Source organism: Hoyosella levis (assembly GCF_026008515.1).
In the GTDB taxonomy this organism is placed as follows: domain Bacteria; phylum Actinomycetota; class Actinomycetes; order Mycobacteriales; family Mycobacteriaceae; genus Lolliginicoccus; species Lolliginicoccus levis.
In genome coordinates this window covers 117,523-140,765 of record NZ_BQYM01000005.1, presented here as the reverse complement: position 1 = coordinate 140,765, position 23,243 = coordinate 117,523, and the positions used below count along the sequence as shown (strand labels likewise).

The 23,243-nt window shown below is 68.8% G+C and carries 2 protein-coding genes; both read right to left on the bottom strand.

The window, feature by feature from the left end; genetic code table 11:
- Positions 1–111: 111 nt before the first annotated feature.
- Positions 112–22,149 carry a non-ribosomal peptide synthase/polyketide synthase gene (locus QC765_RS07205; RefSeq protein ID WP_278313757.1) on the bottom strand — a complete coding sequence of 7,346 codons (22,038 nt, stop codon included), beginning with the start codon at positions 22,147–22,149 and terminating at the stop codon, positions 112–114.
- Between the two features lie 418 nt (positions 22,150–22,567).
- Positions 22,568–23,131, bottom strand: coding sequence for an orotate phosphoribosyltransferase (gene pyrE / locus QC765_RS07200; protein WP_278313756.1), 564 nt, complete (start codon positions 23,129–23,131; stop codon positions 22,568–22,570).
- Positions 23,132–23,243: the final 112 nt, after the last annotated feature.

Genomic DNA, 23,243 nt, shown 5'->3' with positions numbered 1-23,243 from the left:
CTAGTCGAGCATGCCTGGTCCCGCTGCCACCGCATCATCGGCGGCGAGCTGCCAGCAAGCCATCGGCGGAGAGCTGCCAGCGAGCAGCGAGGCTCGCTGGCAGCTCTCCGGTCAGTGGTCGTCGAGATGGCGGGCGAGGATCGGCCCGATCACCGCGATCGCGTCCGGATCGACCATCTGCTGGTGCTTGACCGGCACGTCATGGACGTGGAACGCGCCGCTGGTCAGTGGTCGCCATTCATCCGAGGTGCGCAGCGTGCCGGATGGGTCGGTGGTGCCGCGGGCAGCGAAGAACTGCACGTCGGCATCGAGGACCGAGGGCTCGTGGTCGGCCATGATGCGCGCCGCGTCCTCGAACCCGCGGTGGATGCGCTCCATGTGGGTGGCGGTGAGCCCGGTGGGCTGCCCGATCCCCTCGTCGACGAGCCGTGCCGCATCCTCGTAGTCGAGGTCCTCGCGCACGCCGTCGACGACGCCGAAGCTGCCCACGAGCTCCGCCATCGTCGGCACCTCGGTCTCGGTGACGACGAAGCTATCGAGCAGGGCCACGGTCGCGACGTCCTGCCCGGCGGCGCGGAGCTGCACGGCCATCTCCTGGGCGATCACACCGCCGAGGGACCAGCCGAGCAGGTGATACGGCCCCTGGGGCTGGATGTCACGGATGTGTCGTACGTAGTCCGCCGCCAGCTCGCTGATCGATTCTGCCGGGCTGGCCCCGGTCAGGGATGGCAGCTGCAGGCCGAACACCGGACGGTCCTCCGGGACATGCGCGGTAAGCGCCGTGTAGGCCCAGGACAGGCCCACGCCTGGGTGCACGCAGAACAGTGGCTCCTTGCGGCCGTGCGGGCGCAGCCGGATCACGGGAGCAAGGAGTTGCCCGGCCAGCTCGCTCGGTGCTTCGTCGGGGCGCTGCAGCCGCTCGGCGAGGCCAGCGGGCGTGGGGTTGAGGAACACCGCTTGCAGGCGCAGCGCGCGCCCGGTCTCCTTCTCGAGCGCGGCCACGACCTGTGTGACGCTCAGCGAGTTGCCCCCGAGGTCGAAGAAGCTGTCATGCACGCTGACCTGCTCGATGCCGAGCAAGCTCGCGAATACATCGGCAACGATGCGCTCGTCATCGTTGCGCGGGGCCACGTATTCCTTGCGGAACGCGTCGAGGTCCGGCGCGGGCAGTGCCTTGCGGTCGAGCTTGCCGACCGGGGTCAGCGGTACCTCGTCGAGCAGCACGATCACCGACGGCACCATGTATCCGGGCAGGAACTCCCTGATGTAAGCGCCTAGTTCCTCCGGGGTCGCGGTGTCGCCGTCGTGGAGGCGAACGTAGGAGACGAGGATCGTGTCACCGGTCTCCCGCTGGTAGCCAGTTGTGGTGGCGAAGCTGACCTTGGAGTGGCTGGCGAGCGCGGTGTCGATCTCGCCGAGCTCGATGCGCAGGCCACGGATCTTGACCTGGAAGTCGGAGCGGCCGACGAACTCGAGCTCGGGCTCGGTGGCGCGGTCGATCCAGCGCACCACGTCACCGGTGCGGTACATCCGCTCCCCCGGGCCCCCGAACGGATTAGCAACGAAGCGCTCCGAGGTCAGTCGCGACCGGCCCTGGTAGCCGCGCGCGAGCGCGGGCCCGGACAGGTACAGCTCCCCTGCCACGCCCGGCGGCACGGGCTGCAGCCGCCCATCGAGCACCATCGCGGTGAAACCGCGGGTAGTGGCACCGATGGTGACGGGCTCCCCCGCCTTCATGGGCGCGGTGATGCTGCTCATGATGGTGGTCTCGGTGGGGCCGTAGGCGTTGACCATGGAGCGTCCCGGCGCCCAGCGGGCCACCAGCTCGGGCGGGCACACATCGCCAGCAACCAGGATGGAACGGAGATCGTCCACGCCGTCGTCCTCCACCGAGGCCAGCACGGCCGGGGTGAAGAAGGCGTGCGTGATCCGCTTGCTCCGGAGCAGTTCCGCCATGTCGCCGCCGCCGAAGACGCTGGGCGGCGCGACCACGAGGGTCGCGGCGGATCCATACGCCATGAGCATCTCGAACACGGACGCGTCGAAGCTCGGGGACGCCGAGTGCAGCACGCGCGATCCCGGCTCGACGCCGAGGTGATCGTGCTCCTCCGCGGCGAGGCTGGCGAGTCCGGCATGGGTAACGGCAACGCCCTTGGGCTTGCCGGTGGAGCCGGAGGTGTAGATCAAGTACGCCGGGTTGTGCAGGCGCAGGTCCTGCAGCCGATCAGCGTCGGTGATCGGCGTGGCAGGCAGGGCCGCGATGCGTTCCTGCGTCGCGGCGTCGTCGAGCTCGACCCATTCCACGAGACCAGGCAGCGCGGCCCGGTGCGCGGCAACGGTGATTCCCGCGACGGCGGCCGAGTCGGTGAGCATGTGCGCGATGCGATCGGCCGGGTAGCTCGGATCCACGGGCACGAACGCGGCACCGGTCTTGGCCACCGCCCACACGGACAGCACGGATTCGATGGAGCGGGCCATGCCGAGCGCGACGACTGTCTCCGGACCCGCGCCGAGGGTGATGAGATGCCGGGCAAGCCTGGTGGACTGCTCGTCGAGCTGCCGGTAGGTGAGCGAGGCATCCCCTAGCTCGAGGCCAATGTTGCCGGGATCATGCGCCGCGGCGCGAGCCAGGATCCCGGGCAGCAGCTCGGGCTCGAGGCCGGCGGGGCCGTGGACCGGCACGAAGCGTTCCTGCTCGAAGGAATCGAGGATGGCGATATCACCGATGGGCCGGGCAGGATCCCGCACGGCCTCGTCGAGGATGCGCAGGAACCGCTCGGTGAGCTGCTGCACCGTTTCGGGGTCGAACAAGTCGGTGGCGTAGGTGAATGCCGCTTCGAGATCGCCCTTTCCACTGCCGTCGCCGCTGAGGATCAGCTCGAGATCGTACTTCGCGACGACCGTGGGGAACTCGAGCGGCTCGACACGGATGCCGTCGAGATCCATTCCGGGAGCACCGATGTTCTGGAACTCGATGGTCGCCTGGAACAGTGGCGAGTGCGCGGTGGAGCGTTCCGGCTTGAGCACTTCCACGAGGCGCTCGAACGGCACATCGGCATTGCTGAACGCGGCGAGGTCGGCGTCCTTCGCGGTGGCGAGCACCTCGGCGAAGCTCGCGCCCGCGGGTACAGGGGTGCGCAGCACCAGCGTGTTGACGAACATGCCGACGAGGTCGTCGAGCGCGGCCGCGCCACGTCCGGCGACGGGCGTGCCGATGGGGATGTCCTCGCTGCCGGAGAGCCTGGCGAGCAGCACCGCGAGCGCGGAGTGCAGCACCATGAACGTGGTCGCGCCGTTGCGCTTGGCGAGCGCATCGATCCTGCTGTGCAGCGCCGCGGGGATGGTGAACCGGGCATCGGCGCCGCGCAGGGTCTGCTGGGCGGGCCGGGGCCGGTCGGTGGGCAGCTCGAGCACGTCGGGGACGCCCGCGAGGGTGCGCTTCCAGAAGTCGATCTGCCGCCCGGCGAGGCTGCCGGGGTCGGTGTCATCGCCGAGCACCTCGCGCTGCCACAGGGTGTAGTCGGCGTACTGAACGTCGAGGGGCTTCCAGCCGGGCTCGGCACCAGCGCGCCGCGCGTGGTAGGCCACCATGATGTCGCGGGCGAGCGGCATCATGGAGAACCCATCGGCGGAGATGTGGTGCACGACGACGAGCAGCACATGCTCGGTCGGCGAGAGCCGGAACAACCGGGCCCGCAGCGGGACCTCGGCCTGCACGTCGAAGCCCTGTCCGGCGAGGCGGATGATGCGATCGCGCAGGGTCGCCTCGCTGGGCATGTCCTGCGGCACGAGGCCGTCCACCACGTCCTCGGCGGGGAGGATCACCTGCGAGGGACCGGCGTCGGTGCGCGGGAACACAGTGCGCAATGCCTCATGGCGGTCGATGACGTCGCGCAGCGCCTGCGTGAAGGCATCGACGTCGAGCGTGCCGGTGAGCCGCACCGCGAGCGGCACGTTGTAGGCCGGCGAGGTGGTATCGAACTGGTTGATGAACCACATGCGCTGCTGCGCGAGCGAAACCGGGATGTGCGCGGGACGCTCGCGCCGCTCGAGGGGCACGGCCGCGAGCTCGGGCGCGCCCGCCTGCTCGACGCGCAGGGCGAGGGACTCGACGGTGGGCGCATCGAATAGCTCCCGCACGCCGAGGGCCGTGCCGAGCGCGTCATTGACGCGGGCGATCACCCGGGTGGCGATCAGCGAGTTGCCGCCGAGGTCGAAGAAGTTCGCGAGCACGCTGACGCGTTCCTCCGCGAGCACGTCGGCGAATACCCCGGCGATGGCTTCCTCGATGACGTTGCGCGGCGCGACGTACTCGATCGCCAGCGACGAGAGGTCTGGCTCGGGCAGCGCCTTGCGGTCGATCTTGCCGACCGGGGTGCGCGGCATCGCGGTGACCGGGATGATCAGCGACGGAACCATGTGCGAGGGCAGGGATTCGCCCAGGTGCACGGTGAGCGCTGCGGTGTCGATGGTCGCTCCATCGCGCGGCGAGACATACGAGACGAGCATGGTCTGCCCGTTGGGCCGCGTGTGGCCGACGGTGATGGCCACATTGACGGTGGGATGGTTGCCCAGGACGGCGTCGATCTCGCCGAGCTCGATGCGGAAGCCGCGCACCTTGACCTGGAAGTCGGAGCGGCCCACGTAGTCGAGCTCGAGCGTGCCATCATCGCACGGGGCCCAGCGGACCACGTCGCCGGTGCGGTACAGGCGCGTGCCGGGCTCGCCGTGGGGGTTGGCGATGAATCGCTCGGCGGTCAGCCCGCGCCGCTCGTGGTAGCCGCGGGTCAGGCCAAGCCCGGTGACGTACAGCTCGCCGGCGGCGCCTACTGGCACCGGCTGCAGCCGCGCGTCGAGCACCACTGCGTCGGTGCCGCGGATAGGGCCGCCGAGCCGTACTGGGCCCTCGGCGGGCATGGGCTTCCCGAGCAGCACCATGATGGTGGTCTCGGTGGGCCCGTAGCCGTTGTACAGGCGCCGGCCTGGTGCCCAGTCCTCCACGAGGGCGGAGGGCACTGCCTCGCCGCCGACGGAGATGTCCTGCAAACCGGGCAGGTCCGCGGGGTCCATGGAGCCGAGCGCGAGGGGCGTGATGAAGCCGTGCGTGACGTGCTTGGCCGCGAGGATCCGCGCGAGCTCCTCGCCGCCGTAGGTCTCCGGCGGCACGATCACCATGGTCGCGGCGCTGCCGAAAGCCTGGAGCAGCTCGAGCACCGAGGCGTCGAAGCTCGGTGACGAGACGTGCATCACGCGCGAATCGGGGGTGGTGCGGAAGTGCTCGCGGGCGACGGTGGCGAAGTTCTCGAGGCCACGGTGGGTGGCGAGCACTCCCTTGGGCGTTCCCGTGGAGCCGGAGGTGTAGATGATGTACGCCGCCGAATCGAGATGAACGGGGCCGTGCAGCTCGTCCGCGATGATCGGCGTGGCCGGGTACTGGTCGATCTCCGCGATCGTGCGCGCATCGTCGAGGACGAGCCAGGGCACATCGTCCGGGAGCACGTCGATGCGGTTGCTGGTGGTGAGCCCGGTCCTGGCACCGGAGTCGGTCAGCATGTGCTCGACGCGGTCGCGCGGATAGGTCGGGTCGACGGGCACGTAGGCGGCACCGGTCTTGGTGACGGCCCAGATCCCGAGGATCGATTCGATGGAGCGGGAGATGCCGAGCGCCACGAACTCCTCGGGGCGAGCACCGCGAGCGAGCAGCAGGCGGGCGAGCTGGTTGGAGCGCTCGTCGAGCTCGCGGTAGGTGATCTCGCGGTCTCCGTCGATGATCGCGATCCGCTCGGGGTCGGCCGCGGCGGCATCACCGAGGAGCCGCGCGAGGGTCCGGGTGGTCTGGCCGGGCGCCCCGCTGACCGGAACGTACCGCTGCCGCTCGGCGGCGGTAAGCACATCGAGCTGGGCGTAGCGGGTGGCGGGCTCGTCGAGGAGCTGGTGCATCACTGCCGCGAGCCGCTGCTTGATGCCGTCGAGAGTGGTGTCGTCCACCAGATCGGGGAAGTACTTGAGCTTCAGGTGCAGGGCATCGTCGGTGTAGGCGACGAGGGTGACCGGGTAGTGAGCGGCATCCACGCCATCGAACCCGACGATGCGCATGCCGCCGAGGTCGGTCTCCTCGGTGGCGCCGGCCGTGTCGACGGGGTAGGACTCGAACACGGCGAGGGTGTCGAAGGTGGCACCGGCGCCGACCTCGCGCTGGATATCGGCGAGCTGCACGTAGTGGTGGTCGAGCAGGTTGGCCTGCTCGGACTGCACCCGCTTGAGCAGATCGGTGAGCGACTCCGCCGGATCGAGGGTCACCCGCACGGGGAGGGTGTTGATGAACAGGCCGATCATCTTCTCGATGCCCGGGATCTGCGGCGGCCGTCCCGAGACGGTGGTGCCGAACACGACGTCATCGCGCGAGCTGAGCGCGCCGAGGATGATGCCCCAGGCGGTCTGCACGATCGTGTTGAGGGTGATGCCGAGATCGCGGGCGAGGGTGGTGAAGCGCTCGGACTCGGCCTCGGTGAAGTCGATGATCGTCTCGCGAGAACCAGCGTCATGCTGCCGGGACCGGTCGAGCGGCACGATCGTGGTGGGCTCCTCGACGCCGGCGAATGCCTCTACCCACGCGGCAAGCGATTCCCGCGGATCGGTGGCGGACACGAACGCGAGGTAGTCGCGGTAGGAGCGGACGGGCGGCAGCGCCGATGGGTCGCCATCGAGGATGTAGAGGCCGATGAGGTCGGTGAGCAGCAGTGGCGTGGACCAGCCATCGAGCAGGATGTGATGGTTGGTGATGACGAACCGGTACTCGCCCGCACCAAGATCGACCAGCATGAAGCGGATCAGCGGAGCGGTGCCCATGTGGAACTGGCGCTGGTGATCAGCGCGCAGCACCTCGGTGAGCGCGGCTTCCTGGTCGTCGGCCGCGGAGAGATCCACCACGGTGAAGGGTGCCTCGATATCGTCGAGCACCAGTTGCACCGCCTGCCCGGCATTGTCCGCCGCGTAGGCGACGCGCAGGTTGGCGTGGCGGCCCAGCAAGGCCTGCACGGTGCGTCGCATGCGGTCCTCATCGACAACGCCACGCAGGTGCAGGACCAGCTGGACCATGTAGGCGTCGACGGTCTGCTCGGCGAGCACCGCGTGGAACAGCAGGCCTGATTGCAGCGGCGAGAGCGGCCACACGTCGGCCAGGCTGGGGTACTGCTTCTCCAGCCGATCGATCGAGGCCTGGTCGAGGCGCACCAGGTCGAGGTCGGTGGGCGTGAATCCACCCGCGTTGGTGCGGGAGACGTGGGTGGCGATCGCCGTGAGCGCCTCGGTCCACAGTGCGCCGAACTCGCGCGCCTCCTCGGCAGTCAGCAGTCCGGTGGGGAAACCGATGGTGCCGCGCAGCACGGGGCCGTCCGCGGTGGCCTCGGTGACGGTGTTGATATCGAGCACCGCCATCGCCGCCATGTCATCGTTCTGGCGGGCCGCGAGGTTGGTCGTGTCCTCGTTCTCGCCAACGGGCAGCCAGCCGAGGGCGCGCAGCTCGTCAGTGAGCTCGCCGGTGGTGAAGCGACCCAGGTAGTTGAAGCTGACCTGTGGACGACTGATCGGGCGCAGCTCATCGGCCGTCTCCGGCGACAGGTAGCGCAGCTGGCCAAATCCGATGCCGTTGTCGGGCAGCGAGCGCAGCAGCTCCTTGACGTTCTTGATGAGCGTGCCCATGGCGGCACCGCCCGCCAACGCGTCGTCGAGGTCGATCCCGCTCGCGTCGAGCCTGATCGGGATAATGGTGGTGAACCAGCCGAGGGTGCGGCCGAGGTCGGCGCCGGGGACGGCGTTCTCCTCGCGGCCGTGGCCCTCGAGGCCCACCAGCGGCGTGGTGGCGCCGCGCCAGCGCGCGAGCGCGAGGACCAGCGCGGCGAGCAAGCCATCGTTGACACCGCCGTGGAATGCCTCGGGCACCCTGGTCAGCAGGGCATCGGTGACCGTGCTGGGCACCGAGACGTCGATGCGCTCGACGGTGCCGTTGGTGTCAATGGCGGGATCAAAGGCCCGCGAACCAAGGTGGGGCTCGGTGCCGTCGAGGAACTGGCGCCACGTATCGAGCTCGGCGTGGCGGGCCGGGGCGTTCTCGGCCAGCCCGTGGGCCCAGCGCCGGAACGACGTGGTGCTGGCATCGAGCTGCACGGGCTGCCCGTTGGCGATCTGGTTCCAGGCCGTGGCGAGGTCGGGAACGAGGAACCGCCAGGTCACACCGTCAACAGCGATGTGGTGAATGGCGAGGACGATGCGTCCGGTGCCGCCAGATCGGGGCGCGATCCAGGCGGCGCGCAGCATGACGCCCGCAGTGGGGTCGAGCTTGTCCGCAGCGGCATCGAGCGCGGCCTCGGCGGCCTCGGTGAACGCGTCGCTGCCGGGCTCGGCGCCGACCTCGACCCGGTCGATCAGGTCGTCAGCGTGGATGGTGCCGGGCTCGGCCACGATCAGCTCGTGCCCATCGAGGCGGGCGCGCAGCAGGTCATGGTGGTCGATGACGGCTTGCAGCGTCGCAGCGATGCCCTCGCGATCGATGCCGGGAGGCAGGGTCAGCAGGGCGCACTGCGAGTAGCGGTTGTAGCCGCCGCCGCGCTCGAGCATCCATTCCATGATGGGGGTCAGCGGCATCGGCCCGATCCCGCCGCCGGGGAGCTCGGTGAGGGTGACGGCTTCCTCGTCCTCGGTGAGCACGGCCGCGCTGGCGAGCGCGGCCACGGTGCGCAGGTTGAACACATCGCGTGGCCTGAGCTGGAGTCCAGCGGCCTTGGCGCGGGTGACGAGCTGGATCGACATGATCGAGTCACCACCGAGCGCGAAGAACGAGTCGTCCACGCCCACGGTGTCGAGGCCGAGCACCTGCGCGAACACCTCGGCGAGCTTCTCCTCCACCGGGGTGGACGGGGCGCGTCCCTCAGTGACGAGGGCGGAGAAGTCTGGCGCGGGCAGGGCACGGCGATCGAGCTTGCCGTTGGCGGTGAGCGGGAACTCGTCGACGACGAGCACCGTCGCGGGAAGCATGTGCGCGGCGAGCGAGTCAGCGAGGGCATCGAGGATCGCTTGCGGCTCGGGCTGTTGCCCGGCCTCGGGCACCACGTACCCGACGAGCCGCTCCGAGCCCGGACCGTTGTCGGTGCGCAGCAATACGGCGGACTGGGCGATGCCCGGGTAGCGCAGGAGCGCTGCCTCGATCTCGCCGAGCTCGATGCGGAAGCCGCGCAGCTGCACCTGGAAGTCGGAGCGGCCGAGGTACTCGAGCTGGCCATGCTTGTTCCAGCGCGCGAGATCGCCGGAGCGGTACATCAGGGTGCCGGGCTCGCCGTGGGGGTCGGCGATGAAGCGTCCCGCGGTGAGGTCGGGGCGGCCGAGATAGCCACGGGAGAGCTGCGGCCCGGAGACGTACATCTCGCCGATGGTGCCGGGCGGCACGGGGCGCAGCCGCGCATCGAGCACAGTGATGCGCAGGCCGGGCAGCGCCTGGCCGATGACCGACGCCGCGGCGCTTGCGGCGAACTCGCGGTCGAGCTCGAGGTAGGTGACGTGCACCGTGGTCTCGGTGATGCCATACATGTTGACCAGGCGTGGCGCGTCGTCGGCGTGGCGGTCGTACCAGCGGTCGAGCTGGGCGAGGTCGAGTGCCTCGCCGCCGAAGATGATGTAGCGCAGCGCGAGCTCGTCGCTCGTGCCTGCCTGCCGGTCGACCTCGGCGAGCTGGTAGAACGCGGACGGTGTCTGATTGAGCACCGTCACGTGCTCGCGGCGCAGCAGCGCGTGGAACTGCTCGGGGCTGCGGGCGGTGAAGTAATCGACGACCACAAGGGTTCCACCGTGGAGCAGCGGTCCCCACAGCTCCCAGACGGAGAAGTCGAACGCGTAGGAGTGGAACATCGTCCACACGTCATTCTCATCAAACCCGAAGCTGGCCTGGGTGTTCGCGAAGAGGGTGAGGACCGTGCGGTGCGGCACGGTCACGCCCTTGGGCTTGCCGGTGGAGCCGGAGGTGTAGATGACGTAGGCAGTGTTGTCCCAGCCGAGCGGGGCGATCCTGTCGCTATCGGTGATCGGCGCTGAGCTGTGGGCGGGTGCCTCATCGTCGAGCAGCAGGAGCTCGCTGCCGGTGGCGGGCAGAAGGTGCTGATCGGTGCTCGTGGTGATGATCGCGACGGGCGCGCCGTCGGTGAGCATGAACTCGAGGCGATCGGCCGGGTAGGTGGTATCGACGGGCAGGTAGGCGGCGCCGGACTTGATCACCGCGAGCAGCGCGATGACCAGGCTGGCGTCGCGCGGGACCGCTACGCCGACGAGCGTCTCGGGGCCCGCACCGGCCGCGATGAGGCGCCGGGCAAGCTGGTTGGAGCGCTCATCGAGCTCCTGGTAGGTGAGCTCGATGCGGTGGCCGTCGATCTCGGACACGGCGGCGACGCGGCCCGGGAAGCTCTCGGCAGCGCGGGCAAAGGCGTCGGCGAGCGTGCGCTCGGGGACGATCGTGCCCGGATGGTTCCAGGCGGTAAGCATGGTGTGCTGCTCGGTGTCGCTGAGCAGGGCGATGTCACCGACGGGCACCGTGGGGTCGTCCACGATCGCCGTGAGGATGCTCTGGAACCTCTTCGCGAAGACGTCGATGGTGTCCTCGTCGAACAAGTCGGTGGCGTAGATGAAGCCGGCGTCGATACCGGCGTGCGAGCCATCCTCGGTGATGCTCTCCCGCAGCGACAGCTGCAGGTCGAACTTGGAGATGTGGTCCTCGAACATCACCGGCTCGATGGTCAGGCCGGGCAGCTCGAGCCGCGCCTCGGGGTTGTTCTGGAACTCGATGAGCACCTGGAACAATGGCGAGTGCGAGGTGGAACGGTCGGGCCGCAGGATCTCGACGAGCCGCTCGAACGCGACATCGGTGTTGGTGAACGCCCCGAGGTCGGTGTTCTTGACCTCGGTGAGCAGGTCCGCGAACGCCGCGTTCTGGTCGATCTCGGTGCGCAGCACGAGCGTATTGACGAACATGCCGATGACGCCGTCGAGGGCTTCCTCGCCGCGGCCTGCCACGGGGGTACCGATGGCGAGGTCGTCCTCGCCGGACAGCCGGGATACGAGCACCGCGAGGGCGGCGTGCATCACCATGAACATGGTGGCGCCATGCGCGCGGGCAAGATCAGCGAGCGCCTGGTGGGTGCCAGCATCGATCGGGAACCGCACGAGGCCACCGCGCAGGGAAGCGTTGACCGGGCGGGGCCGGTCGGTGGGCAGCTCCACGACATCGGGCAGCCCGGCGAGGGCCTTCTTCCAGTAGCCGAGCTCGCGGGAGAGCACCGACCCGGGGTCGGATTCCTCGCCGAGCAGGTCGCGCTGCCACAGCGCGAAGTCGGCGTACTGCACGTCGAGCGGCTTCCAGGCAGGCTCGTCGCCGTGCAGCCGGGAGTGGTAGGCGATCATCACGTCGGTGGCGAGCGGCGCCATGGAGAAGCCGTCCGCGGAGATGTGGTGGACGACGAGCACGAGGACATGCTCGTCCTCGGCGAGCCTGAGCAACCGCGCCCGGATCGGCACGGCCGTGGTCACGTCGAAGCCCTGCCCGACGAATGCCTCGATCGTCGCGATGAGCTCGCTGGGCGCGGTGTCGACGGGCTCGAGGTCGAGCGACACCTGCGCGGGAGGCAGGATGACCTGCACGGGCTCATCGTCGATGCTCGGGAAGACCGTCCGCAGCGACTCGTGCCGCGCGATCACATCGCGGATGGCGGTGTTGAGCAACGGCAGGTCGAGCGTTCCGCTGAGCCGGATGGCCATGGGCACGTTGTAGGCGGCCGACTCCGTGTCGAACTGGTTGATGAACCACATGCGCTGCTGCGCCGAGGAGAGCGGGATCCGCTCGGGGCGTGGCTGGGGAACGAGCGCGGGCCGATCGGTCGCCTCGCTGGCACGCTCGGAGATGATGGCAGCCAGCCCAGCGACGGTCGGGGCGTCGAACAATTCGCGCACGCCGATGCGGATGCCGAGCGCGGCATTGACGCGGGCAGCAACACGGGTGGCGATCAGCGAGTTTCCGCCGACATCGAAGAAGTTGTCGTCGATGCTGATCCGGTCGATGGCGAGGACGTCGGCAAAGATGCCAGCGACGGTCTCCTCGATCGGGTTGGTGGGTGCCCGGTACTCGGTGGCGGTGAGGGTGAAGTCCGGATCAGGCAGGGCCTTGCGGTCCAGTTTGCCCGTGACCGCGAGCGGGATCTCCTCGATCACCATGATCACGGACGGCACCATGTAGGCGGGCAGGAACCCGGCGACGTGCTCGATGAGCTCCGCGGTGTCCACCTCGTGCCCAGCAGCCGCACGGACGTAGGACACGAGCGCGGTGGCGCCGGAGGGGCTGGTGCGACCGAGCGTCACCGAGAAGTCGATGCTCGGGTGGCTCAGCAGCGCGGAGTCGATCTCGCCAAGCTCGATACGGAAGCCACGCACCTTGACCTGGAAGTCGGAGCGCCCGAGGTACTCGAGCTGGTAGTCATCGACCCACCGGACCACGTCACCGGTGCGGTACATGCGCTCCCCTGGCTCGCCATAGGGGTTGGCGACGAACCGGTCGGAGGTGAGCCCGAACCGCTGGTGGTAGCCACGACCGAGGCCGAGTCCGGAGACATACAGCTCGCCGGCGACACCCTTGGGGACAGGCTGCAGGCGGGTGTCGAGCACGACGGCGGTGACGCCATTGAACAGGCGGCCGATGCGCACGGGCTGGCCGGGCTGCATGGGATCGCTGAGGGTGGCGACGATCGTGGCCTCGGTGGGCCCGTAGCCGTTGTACATCTTGCGGCCGTGCGCCCACTCGTTGACGAGCTCCGGCGGCACCGCCTCGCCACCGACAACGACGAACTCGAAGTGGTCGACCTGTGACCGGTCGACCGAGGCGAGGCCGAGCGGCGTGATGAACCCGTGGGTGACTTGGTGGTCGCGGATGACAGCAGTGAGCTCGTCGCCGCCGTAGACATGCGGGGGCACGATCACGATGGCAGCGCCCGCGCCGAAGGCCATCAGCACCTCGAGGAGCGAGGCGTCAAAGCTCGGCGAGGCGAACGACAGGACTCGCGAGTGCTGGGTGACCGAGGGGTGCGCCACCATCGCGGGAGTGAAGTTGTCAAGCCCGCGATGAGAGATCACCACGCCCTTGGGCTTGCCGGTGGAGCCGGAGGTGTAGATGAGGTAGGCGGAGTTCTCGAGCAGGATCGGGGCGTTGCGGTCCGCATCGGTGATCGGCGCGGCCGAGGTGCGCGCGACGCGCTCCTCGAAGGCGGGATCGTCGAGGAACAGCCACGGCACGAGCGGGGGCAGGGATTCGCGGTTTGCCTCGACGCTGAGGCCCGCGACAGCCCCGGAGTCGGTGAGCATGTGCTCGATGCGGTCGCGCGGATAGGTGGGGTCCACGGGCACGAACGCGCCACCGGCCTTGGTGACCGACCAGAGGGAGACGAGCCACTCGATGGAGCGGGCGTAGCCGAGGGCCACGAACTTCTCGGTGGTGACGCCTTCCTCGATGAGGATGCGCGCGATGCGGTTGGACAGCTCATCGAGCTCGCGGTAGGTGATGTGCCGGTCACCGTCGATCACGGCGGGCGCGTCCTGGTCGCGGATGCCCATGGTGAGCAGCTCCGGAAGCACCTCGGCACGGTTGCCGGGGCCACCGTTGATGGTCGTGATCTCGGCGCGCTCGTCGGCGTCGAGGATGTCGATGCGGCTGACCGGCGCGGTGGGGCGCGCGGTGGCGTTCTCGAGCAGCAGGAGCAGCCGCCGGGCGAAGCCGCGGACGGTGCCGGCATCGAAGAGATCCGTGGCGTAGCGCAGGCCGGCGGTGATGCCGCTGGCACCGGATTCGTAGCGCTCCGAGAGGATGAACTGCAGGTCGAAGTTGGCGATATCGATGGGGATATCGACGGCCTCGACCGAGAGGTCGGGCAGGTCGAGGCGGGGCTTCTCGTTGTTCTGGAACTCCAGCATCACCTGGAACAGCGGCGAGTGCGCCTCGGAGCGCTGCGGGCTCAAGGCCTCAACGACTCGCTCGAAGGGCACGTCGGAGCGGCCGAACGCGCCGAGGTCGGCGGCGCGGGCCTGGTGGATGAGGTCGACGAAGGTGGCGTCGAGATCCACCTCGGTGCGCAGCACCAGGGTGTTGACGAACATGCCGACGATGTCGTCGAGCTCCGGCTCGCCACGCCCGGCGATGGGTGTGCCAACGGCGATGTCCTGCGTGCCGGAGAGCTTGGTCAGCAGCAGCGCGATGGCGGCGTGCATCACCATGAAGACGCTGGCGTTGTGCGCGCGCGCGAGCTCGAGGATGCGCTGGTGCAGCTCGGCGCTGATGTCGAATTCCTCGACGGCGCCGCGCAGGGACTGCTTGGGCGGCCGTGGCCGATCGGTGGGCAGCTCGAGCACGTCGGGAAGCCCCGCGAGGGTGCTGCGCCAGTAATCGAGCTGCTCGTTGAGCAGGGAGGCGGGGTCGTTCTCGTCGCCGAGGACCTGCCGCTGCCAGACGGCGAAGTCCGCGTACTGCACGGGCAGCGGCGCCCAATCGGGGGCGAGGCCGCGCGCTCGGGCGGTGTAGGCGACGACGACATCGCGGGCGAGCGGGGCGAGGGAGAACCCGTCGGAGGAGATGTGGTGGATCACCACGAGCAGGACGTGCTCCTCGGGGGCGAGACGGAACAGCCGCGCGCGCAGGGGCACGTCGCTGGCGACGTCGAACCCGGTGAACGCGAACTCGGCAGCGTGCTGGTGCAGGCCTGCCTCACCGGCGACGTCCTCGGCCACGAGCGGGATGGCAACGTCGTCGGTGCCGAGGATCTCCTGGGTGGCGCCATCGATGCCCTCGGGGTATCGGGTGCGCAGCGTCTCGTGACGCTCGACGACGTCGCGGAGGGCCTGCTCGAGCGCGGTGATATCGAGCGGGCCGGTGAGCCGCACGGGCATCGGGGAGTTGTAGGCGGCGCTGGTCTTGTCGAGCTGGTTGATGAACCACATGCGCTGCTGGGCGAGCGAGAGCGGGATCGGGCTGGGCCGCTCGACGCTATCCAGTGGCGGGCGCTCGCGGCCGAGCGCGGACTCGGCGCGGATCGCGAGGGTGGCGACGGTGGGGGCGTCGAACAGATCGCGCACCCCGATGCTGGCATCGAGCGCGTTGTTGACGCGGGCGACGAGGCGGGCGGCGATGAGGGAGTTGCCGCCGATGTCGAAGAAGCTGTCGTGGACGCTCACCCTGTCGGTGCCGAGGAGGTCGGCGAAGATCGAGGCGATGACTTCCTCGATGGCATTGCGCGGGGCCACGTGCTCGGCGCTCGAGGCAACAAAATCGGGCACGGGCAGCGCCTTGCGGTCGAGCTTGCCGGTGCTGCCGAGGGGGAAGGAGTCGAGGATGACCACCTGGGCGGGCACCATGTACGCGGGCAGTTCCTGCGCGGCATGCTCGAGCAGGGCATCGGTGTCGATGCTGCGGCCGGGCGCGGCGACGAGGTAGGCGATGAGCCGGTCACCGGTGTGCTCGTCGCGATGGACGACGACGACTGCCTGCGCGACCGCCGCGTCGGAGAGCAGGACGGACTCAATCTCGGGCAGCTCGATGCGCAGGCCGCGGAGCTTGACCTGGAAGTCGGTGCGACCGATGTAGTCGATCTCGGTGGTGCCGTCCGCGCTAGCGCGCCAGCGCACGAGGTCGCCGGTGCGGTACATGCGCGAGCCAGCAGCGCCAAAGGGGCTGGCGACGAACCTGTCAGCGGTGAGGTCACCGCGCTGGACATAGCCGCGGGCGAGCTGGGCGCCGGCGAGGTAGAGCTCCCCGGGCACGCCGACAGGGGTGGGCCGCAAGTTGCGGTCGAGCACGTACACCTGGGTGTTCCACACGGGCGCACCGATGGGCACGGACACGGCGTCGGACTCGGCGTACTCGTGGTAGGTGACGTCGACGGAGGCTTCGGTGGGGCCGTAGAGGTTGTGGATCCGCGCATCGCTGAGGGCGCGGAAGTCCTCGACCACGGCGGGTGGCAGTGCCTCGCCGCTGCAGAACACAGCACGTAGCGTGGCCAGCTTGTCCCGCTGCTCGGCGCCGAGCGAGGAAGCGAACGTCGCGAGCATCGAGGGCACGAAGTGCATCACGGTGACGCCGGAGCCTCCGATGAGGCCAGCGAGGTAGCCGGGGTCGCCGTGCCCGTCGGGCTTGGCGATGATCAGCCGCGCACCGGTCTGCAAGGGCCAGAAGAACTCCCAGACCGAGACGTCGAAGGTGTACGGCGTCTTCTGCAGGACGGTGTCCGAGGCGGTGAGCTGGTACTCGTGCTGCATCCAGGCGAGCCGGTTGACGATGCCGCGGTGCGGCACGGACACGCCCTTGGGGCGGCCGGTGGAGCCGGAGGTGAAGATGACGTACGCCGGGTTGTCGGCGCGCAAGGGACTGGGGCGGTCCGCATCGGTGATGGGATCGGCGGAGTACTCCTCGAGAGAGACTTCTCCCAAAATAATCGCGGGCACCGCGGAGCCTGCTGGCAAGTCCGCGGCATCGACCGCGAGGGCACCGATGGGCGCGGCCATGCCAAGGACGTACTCGTTGCGCTCTGCGGGGCTGTCGGGGTCGAGCGGGACGTAGGCGGCACCGGACTTCATCACCGCGTACATGCTGACAAGCAGCTCGAGGGAGCGGCGCATGGCCAGGGCGACGTGGGTATCGGGCCCGGCGCCGAGCGTGATGAGGTAGCGGGCGAGCTGGTTCGACCGCTCGTCGAGCTCACGGTAGGTGAGGGCGAGGCCGTCGAACTCGATGGCGACGGCATCGGGGGTCCGCGCGACCTGCTCGGCGAACATTCCCGCCAGGGTCTCGTGGGAAATGGGTGCCGCGGTGTCGTTGAGCATCCGCACGAGGTGGTCGCGCTCAGCGCTGGTGGTGAGCTCGATCGCGCCGAGCGGCGCGGTGGGGTCGGCGGCGATGCTGCGCAGGACGCCCCGGAACTGGTCGGCGAGCCGGGCGATGCTCGTGGCCGCGAACAGGTCGGTGGCATAGGTGATCGTGGCCTCGAGGTCGGCCGGGGAGCCTTCGTCGTCGAACTTCTCGGCGAGGATGACCTGCATGTCGAACTTGGCCGTGGAGGTGCCGAGGGGCTGGACGGCGATATCGAGGCCGGGCAGCTGGACGTGTGCCTCCCCGAGGTTCTGGAACTCCAGCATGACCTGGAAGAGCGGCGCGTGCGCGGTGGAGCGCTGCGGCTTGAGCGACTCGACGAGTCCCTCGAAAGGGACGTCGGCCTGGCTGAACGCGCCGATATCGGTGGTCCTGGCGCGCTCGAGCAGCGTCGTGAACGGTTCCTCGTCGTGGACCGCGGTGCGCAGCACGAGGGTATTGACGAACATGCCGATCAGCTCATCGAGCGCGGCCTCGCCACGCCCTGCGACGGGGGTCCCGATGGTGACGTCGTCGGTGTCGGCGAGCCGCGCGAGAAGAGCGGCGAGCGCGGCATGGATGACCATGAACAGGGTGGCGCCATTGTCCTTGGCGAGGGCACGGAGCTGCTTGTGGACATCGGCGGGCACGGTGAAGGAGTAGTCGGCCCCGCGCAGCGATTGCACGGCGGGCCGGGGCCGGTCGGTAGGCAGCTCGAGCAAGTCGGGCGTGCCGGCCAGGGCCGTCTTCCAGTAGTCCATCTGCTCGGCGAGAACACTGTCCGGGTCGTTCTCGTCGCCGAGGTATTCGCGCTGCCAGATCGCGTAGTCGGCGTACTGGACCCCGAGTGGCTTCCAATCAGGCTCGGCTCCGGCCGCGCGGCTGGTGTAGGCGCGCATGAAGTCGGTGGCGAGTGGCTTGAGGGAGAAGCCGTCGGAAGCGATGTGATGAAGCACGAAGACGAGCGTGTGGTGCGTCTCGTCGCGCTGGTACAGGGCGGCGCGGACGGGGATCTCGCGAGTGACGTCGAAGCCCTCGGTAGCCATGCTCGTGACGGCGGCCGCGAGCTCGGCATCGGTCGCTACGGGCTGGGGCGCGAGGTCGGGGCTCACCGATCCGGTGGGCAGGATGACCTGATGGGCGCCGTCCTCGCTGGCGGGGAAGATCGTGCGCAGCGATTCATGCCGGTCGAGCAGGTCGAGGACGGCCTGCTGCACTGCCCCGAGATCGAGCGCCCCGGTCATGGCGACGGCCATGGGCACGTTGTAGGCCGGTGATGCGGTGTTGAACTGGTTGATGAACCACATGCGCTGCTGCGCCAGCGAGAGCGGGATGCGCTCGGGCCGTTCCTGCGGCACGAGGGGAAGCCGCCGCGCCGCTGCCTGGCCACCTTCGGCACGGTGGGCGAGCTCGCGGGTGGTGGTGGCCTCGAACAGGTCGCGCACGCTGATGCTCGATCCGAGCGCGGCATTGATGCGGGCCACGGCCCGGGTGGCGACCAGCGAGTTGCCGCCGAGGTCGAAGAAGCTGTCGTCGATGCCGGTGGCCTCGATACCGAGGAGCTCGGCGAAGATCGCGCCGATGATCTCCTCGACGGGGTTGGTCGGCGCGGCAAAGGCGGAGCCGCGCCCGGTGCCGGTGAAGTCAGGCTCGGGCAGCGCCTTGCGGTCGAGCTTGCCGACGGGAGTGAGGGGGATCTCGCTGACCGGGATGATCAGCGACGGCACCATGTGCTTGGGCAGGAACTCACCGAGGTAATCCTGCAGCTCCTCGGTGGTGGGATCCTGGCCGTCCTCGGTCTTGATGTAGGCCACGAGCGCGGTCTCGCCGTTGGGGCCGGGCACGCCGAGCGTGGCGGCGAAATCGACCTTGGGGTGATTGGCGAGGACCGTGTCGATCTCACCGAGCTCGATGCGGAAACCACGCACCTTGACCTGGAAGTCGGAGCGACCCACGTACTCGACGGTGAGGTTGCCGGTGCGGGGCGCTCGTGCCCACTGGGCGAGGTCGCCGCTTCGGTACATGCGGGCCCCGGCCGGGCCGTAGGGATCGGCGACGAACCGGCTGGAGGTGAGGTCAAAGCGCTCGTGGTAGCCGCGGGCGAGACCGAGGCCGGTGATGTAGAGCTCGCCGGGCACGCCCATGGGAACGGGCTGGAGCCGGTTGTCGAGGATCACCATGCGGGTGCCGCGGATAGGGCCACCGATGGAGATGGGGTCGTCAGGCTGCAGCGGCTCGCTGATCGCGGTGACGATCGTCGTCTCGGTGGGGCCGTAGACGTTGTGGAATACCCGGCCGCGCGACCACGTCTGCAGCAGGTCGCGGGGCAGCGCCTCGCCACCGACGGCGATCATCCGCAGGGCTTCGATCCCGTGGGGCTCGACGGAGGCGAGCGCGAGCGGCGTGATGAAGGCATGGGTGACCTGATGCTTGATCAGCAGGTCCCGCAGGTCATCGCCGCCATAGACGGTGGTGGGGATGAGGACCATGGTGACGCCGTTGCCAAGGCTGAAGAGGATCTCGTGCAGCGAGGCGTCGAAGCTGGGCGAGGAGAAGGCCAGGGCTCGCGAGCCGGGCGTGATGTCGAACCTCTCCCGCTCCTCGGCCGCGTAGCTCTCGAGGCCGTGGTGGGTGACGGTGACGCCCTTGGGCTTGCCCGTCGAGCCCGAGGTGTAGATGACATAGGCGACGTTGTCGAGCCGGACCGGTGCCTTGAGCTCCGTGGGCGCGAGCGGCGCACTGGGATACTCGTCGATGGCGGCGCTCACGGCTGGGTCGTCGAGCACCACCCAATCGATGGTGTCGGGCAGGCTCCCCCGCTGGGCAGCCACGGTGACGCCGATGACGACACCGGAATCGTCGAGCATGTGCTCGACACGATCCCTCGGATAGTTCGGGTCGACGGGAACGAAGCCCGCGCCGGTCTTGGTGATGCCCCAGGTGCTGAGGATCGATTCCGTGGAGCGCGAGATGCCGAGCGCGACAAGTTGCTCCGCGCGCGGGCCGCCCGTGGCGATGAGGTAGCGAGCGATCTGGTTGGCGCGCGCGTCGAGCTCGCGATAGGTGAGGGACTGGCCCTCGGCGATGATGGCGAGCACGTCGCTGTTGGCGGCCGCGACGTCGGTAAAGAGTTGTCCGAGGCTGCGCGTGGTGCTCGATGCAGGCCCCTCCACAGGGACGAGCAGCTCGTTCTCTCCCTGGACAAGCAAGGAGTGATCGCCCACGGCCTTGCCCGGCGCGGCCAGGCACCGAGCGAGTACCGTATCGATCCGGTCGGCGATATCCCGCACGGCGTCGCTGTTTCCGGGGGCGGTGACGGTGAGCGCCGGCTCGGCGCCAGCGAGGTCGAGCACGATCGCGATCCCGGCCGCGAGCTCGGCCACAGGTGCAGCCGCGGCGGGCGATTCGGTGGTGCGCACGGCGAGGGCGACATGACCCGGGACGTGTGTGGCGCCGACGGCCTTGGTGAAGCTGGCCGCATCGAGCGTGGCATGCTCGAGCGCTTCGGTCGCGCGCGCGTGGGCGTGCTCCGCGAGCTCGTCGAACGATCGCGCGGTGTCGACCGCGAGCCGGACCACCGCTGGATTGCCCTCGGGGGCAGCAATGGTGATCGCGATGTCTGGCTCTCCGGTCAGCCGGGCCAGGGTCGCCGCTACCGCGGCCATCAGCACATGCTCGGCATCCTGTCCACGCTCACGGGCGGCACTCTGGAGCTGCTCGGCCGTGATCGCGAGCCCGAGCAGCGCGGTGCTGGGGTCCTTGCCTGCCTGTGCTCCGGGCACGTCGAGGGCCTCGGGCAGGCCATCGAGGGCGCGGCTCCAGTACTTCTCGGCATCACGCCGTTGCTGCATGGACCGGCCGAGCTCGACGGATTCGGGGTGGATGTCGTCGAGCGATCGCTCGGGTGCCGAGGAGAGGAAGTCCTCGAGGAAGGCCATGAACCGGCCGTGCTGCTCGGCGAGCAGCTCATCGGAGTAGAGGCCCGGGTTCGCGCGGAAGTCGACATGGGTGCGCCCGGTGCGCCCGCGGGGGTAGATGTTGACGAGGAGGTCCTCGACAGGGCCGGAGGTGAGAATATTGAACTCGCCGCTGACATCGCCGAAGGTGATGTTCTGGTCGAACAGCATCGGGTTGACGATCGGGCCGAGGAGCCGGCGCTCCGAGTCGCCAAGGCCGATCTCGTGGCGGATCTGCTCGACGCTGAACCGCTGGTGCTTGAGGGCGCCGATCTGCTCCCGGAACACGATCTTGAACAAGTCTTCGAGGGTGCTGCTGGAATCAATGGTGACGCGCAGGGGAACGATATTGGCGAACGTTCCACCGGATTCGCGCTGCTGGCGGTTGATTCGGCCGAGCATGGTGGTGCTCACGGTCACATCGCGCTCGCCCGTCGCGCGCGAGAGGTAGAGGGCGAACGCGCTGATCAGCACGAGCGCGGCGGATACGCCGAAGGACTGGTCCGAGTTCTCGAGCCGCTCCGCCATCTCGGGGCTGATCGGGGCGGTCTCGAGCTTGGTGCGGGGGACGGCCTGGGCGGTTCCCTCGACCAGGCTGGAGATGACGCCCCAGCCGCTCAGCCGCTCGATCCAGAAGTCGCGGTCGATGGCGTACCGGCTGGAGTTCCGGTACTGCACATCTGCCTCGTAGAGCGAGCGCAGCGAGGCGAACCTCGGCGCCGGAGGCTCGGTGCCCTCGACCGCGCAGGTATACAGCTCTGCTGATCGGGAGACCCAGCGCCCTGCGGCAAAGCCATCGAGGGCGATGTGATGAATGCGCCCGTACCAGAGATACCGGTGGTCCTCGACCTGCAGGAACGCGCTATTGCCCAGCGGACCCTTCAAGAGATCGATCGGAGTGCTGTACTCGTCGTGCATCCAGGCAAGCGCGGCAGCGAACGGATCCGGCTCTCCCCGGAAATCGTGATAGTCGATGTAGCGGTGATCGCCCTCGTCGATGCACTGCAGGGGATCGCCATTTTCATCGAGGATGATCTTCAGCGCGCCGGAGCCGATCTCGCACCGGGCCTGGTCAATGCTGCGCTCGAGCAACTGGACATCAACCTCGCCGTTGAAGTCCATGTACTGGGCGATAACAACAGGGACCTCGGGATCGAACTGCTGCGCGAACCACATTCCGTACTGCGCCTGCGAGAGCGGGAACGGCTCGAAAGAGTCGTTGTGCGGGGACAGCCAGCGCAGCCAATCGTCCTTCGAACCACCTGTCAGCGCCACGTCCAACCCCCTAGAGACTCTACGAATACGGAATCACCGTGACGCACTCCCCCGTGCGCACGGCGTACAACTCGTTCAATCCGCAACGCGGCCTTCAACTGCAAGTCCTCTTCTTCGCCTTCGGCACATCTCGTCAATAGTTGCAAGGATATGGGCGGTGTGCTGCATGTTTCCCAATAACCGAACGAGCACCACCGTGGGTGGCGCGCACCGCTTGGGATCGCAGTCTCTCCAGGCTACTCAACGCCCCTGACAGACGCACTGCGGCACTCGCGCGGCCCCACGGATCACCTCGCCCGATAGCAGGTACCAGGCGAACTGTAGCCATCCGGGGACCCTGTTCGGAAATCCCCAGGAAGCCTTGTCCGCCATTTCACTGACAACCCTTGCCGTGTATTCGGAGCAGCCCCGCCCGCGGCTAGGGTGATGCCTGCCACCCAGCACCGATGATCTCCTCGAGGGAGAACAGCGAGCGGTACGCGAGCCCCTGCTCCTCGATGACCTCCCGCGCGCCGGTGTCCCGGTCAACGATCGTGGCGACGCCTGCGATCTCCGCCCCGGCCTCGCGCAGCGCGGCTACCGCCGTGAGCGGGCTGTTCCCCGTCGTGGTGGTGTCCTCCACCACGAGCACCCGCTGTCCTGCCACGTCGGGGCCCTCGATCTGCCGCTGCATGCCATGCGCCTTGGCGGCCTTGCGCACGACGAAGCTATCGATCGGCCGCCCCGGCGCATGCATGAGGGCCGCCGCTACCGGATCCGCGCCGAGCGTGAGGCCACCTGCCGCGGCGAAGTCCCAGTCCGCGGTCAGCTCCCGCAGCAGCACGCCGATCAGCGGCGCCGCCTCATGATGCAGCGTCACCCTGCGGAGATCGATGTAGTAGTCCGCCTCGCGCCCCGAGGACAAGGTCACCTTGCCGTGGACCACCGCGTGGTCACGGATGAGCGCGGCAAGCATCTCCCGGGCTCGCGCATCGACAGCCATCGTGATCCTTTCCTCGAGCGTTCGATGCCACTATTGCCTACCGCCACGGCAGCCGCAAATGCCCTCGGGCACGGACCCGTTGCCGCATTGGTCCGTGCCCGGCAGCACCAGC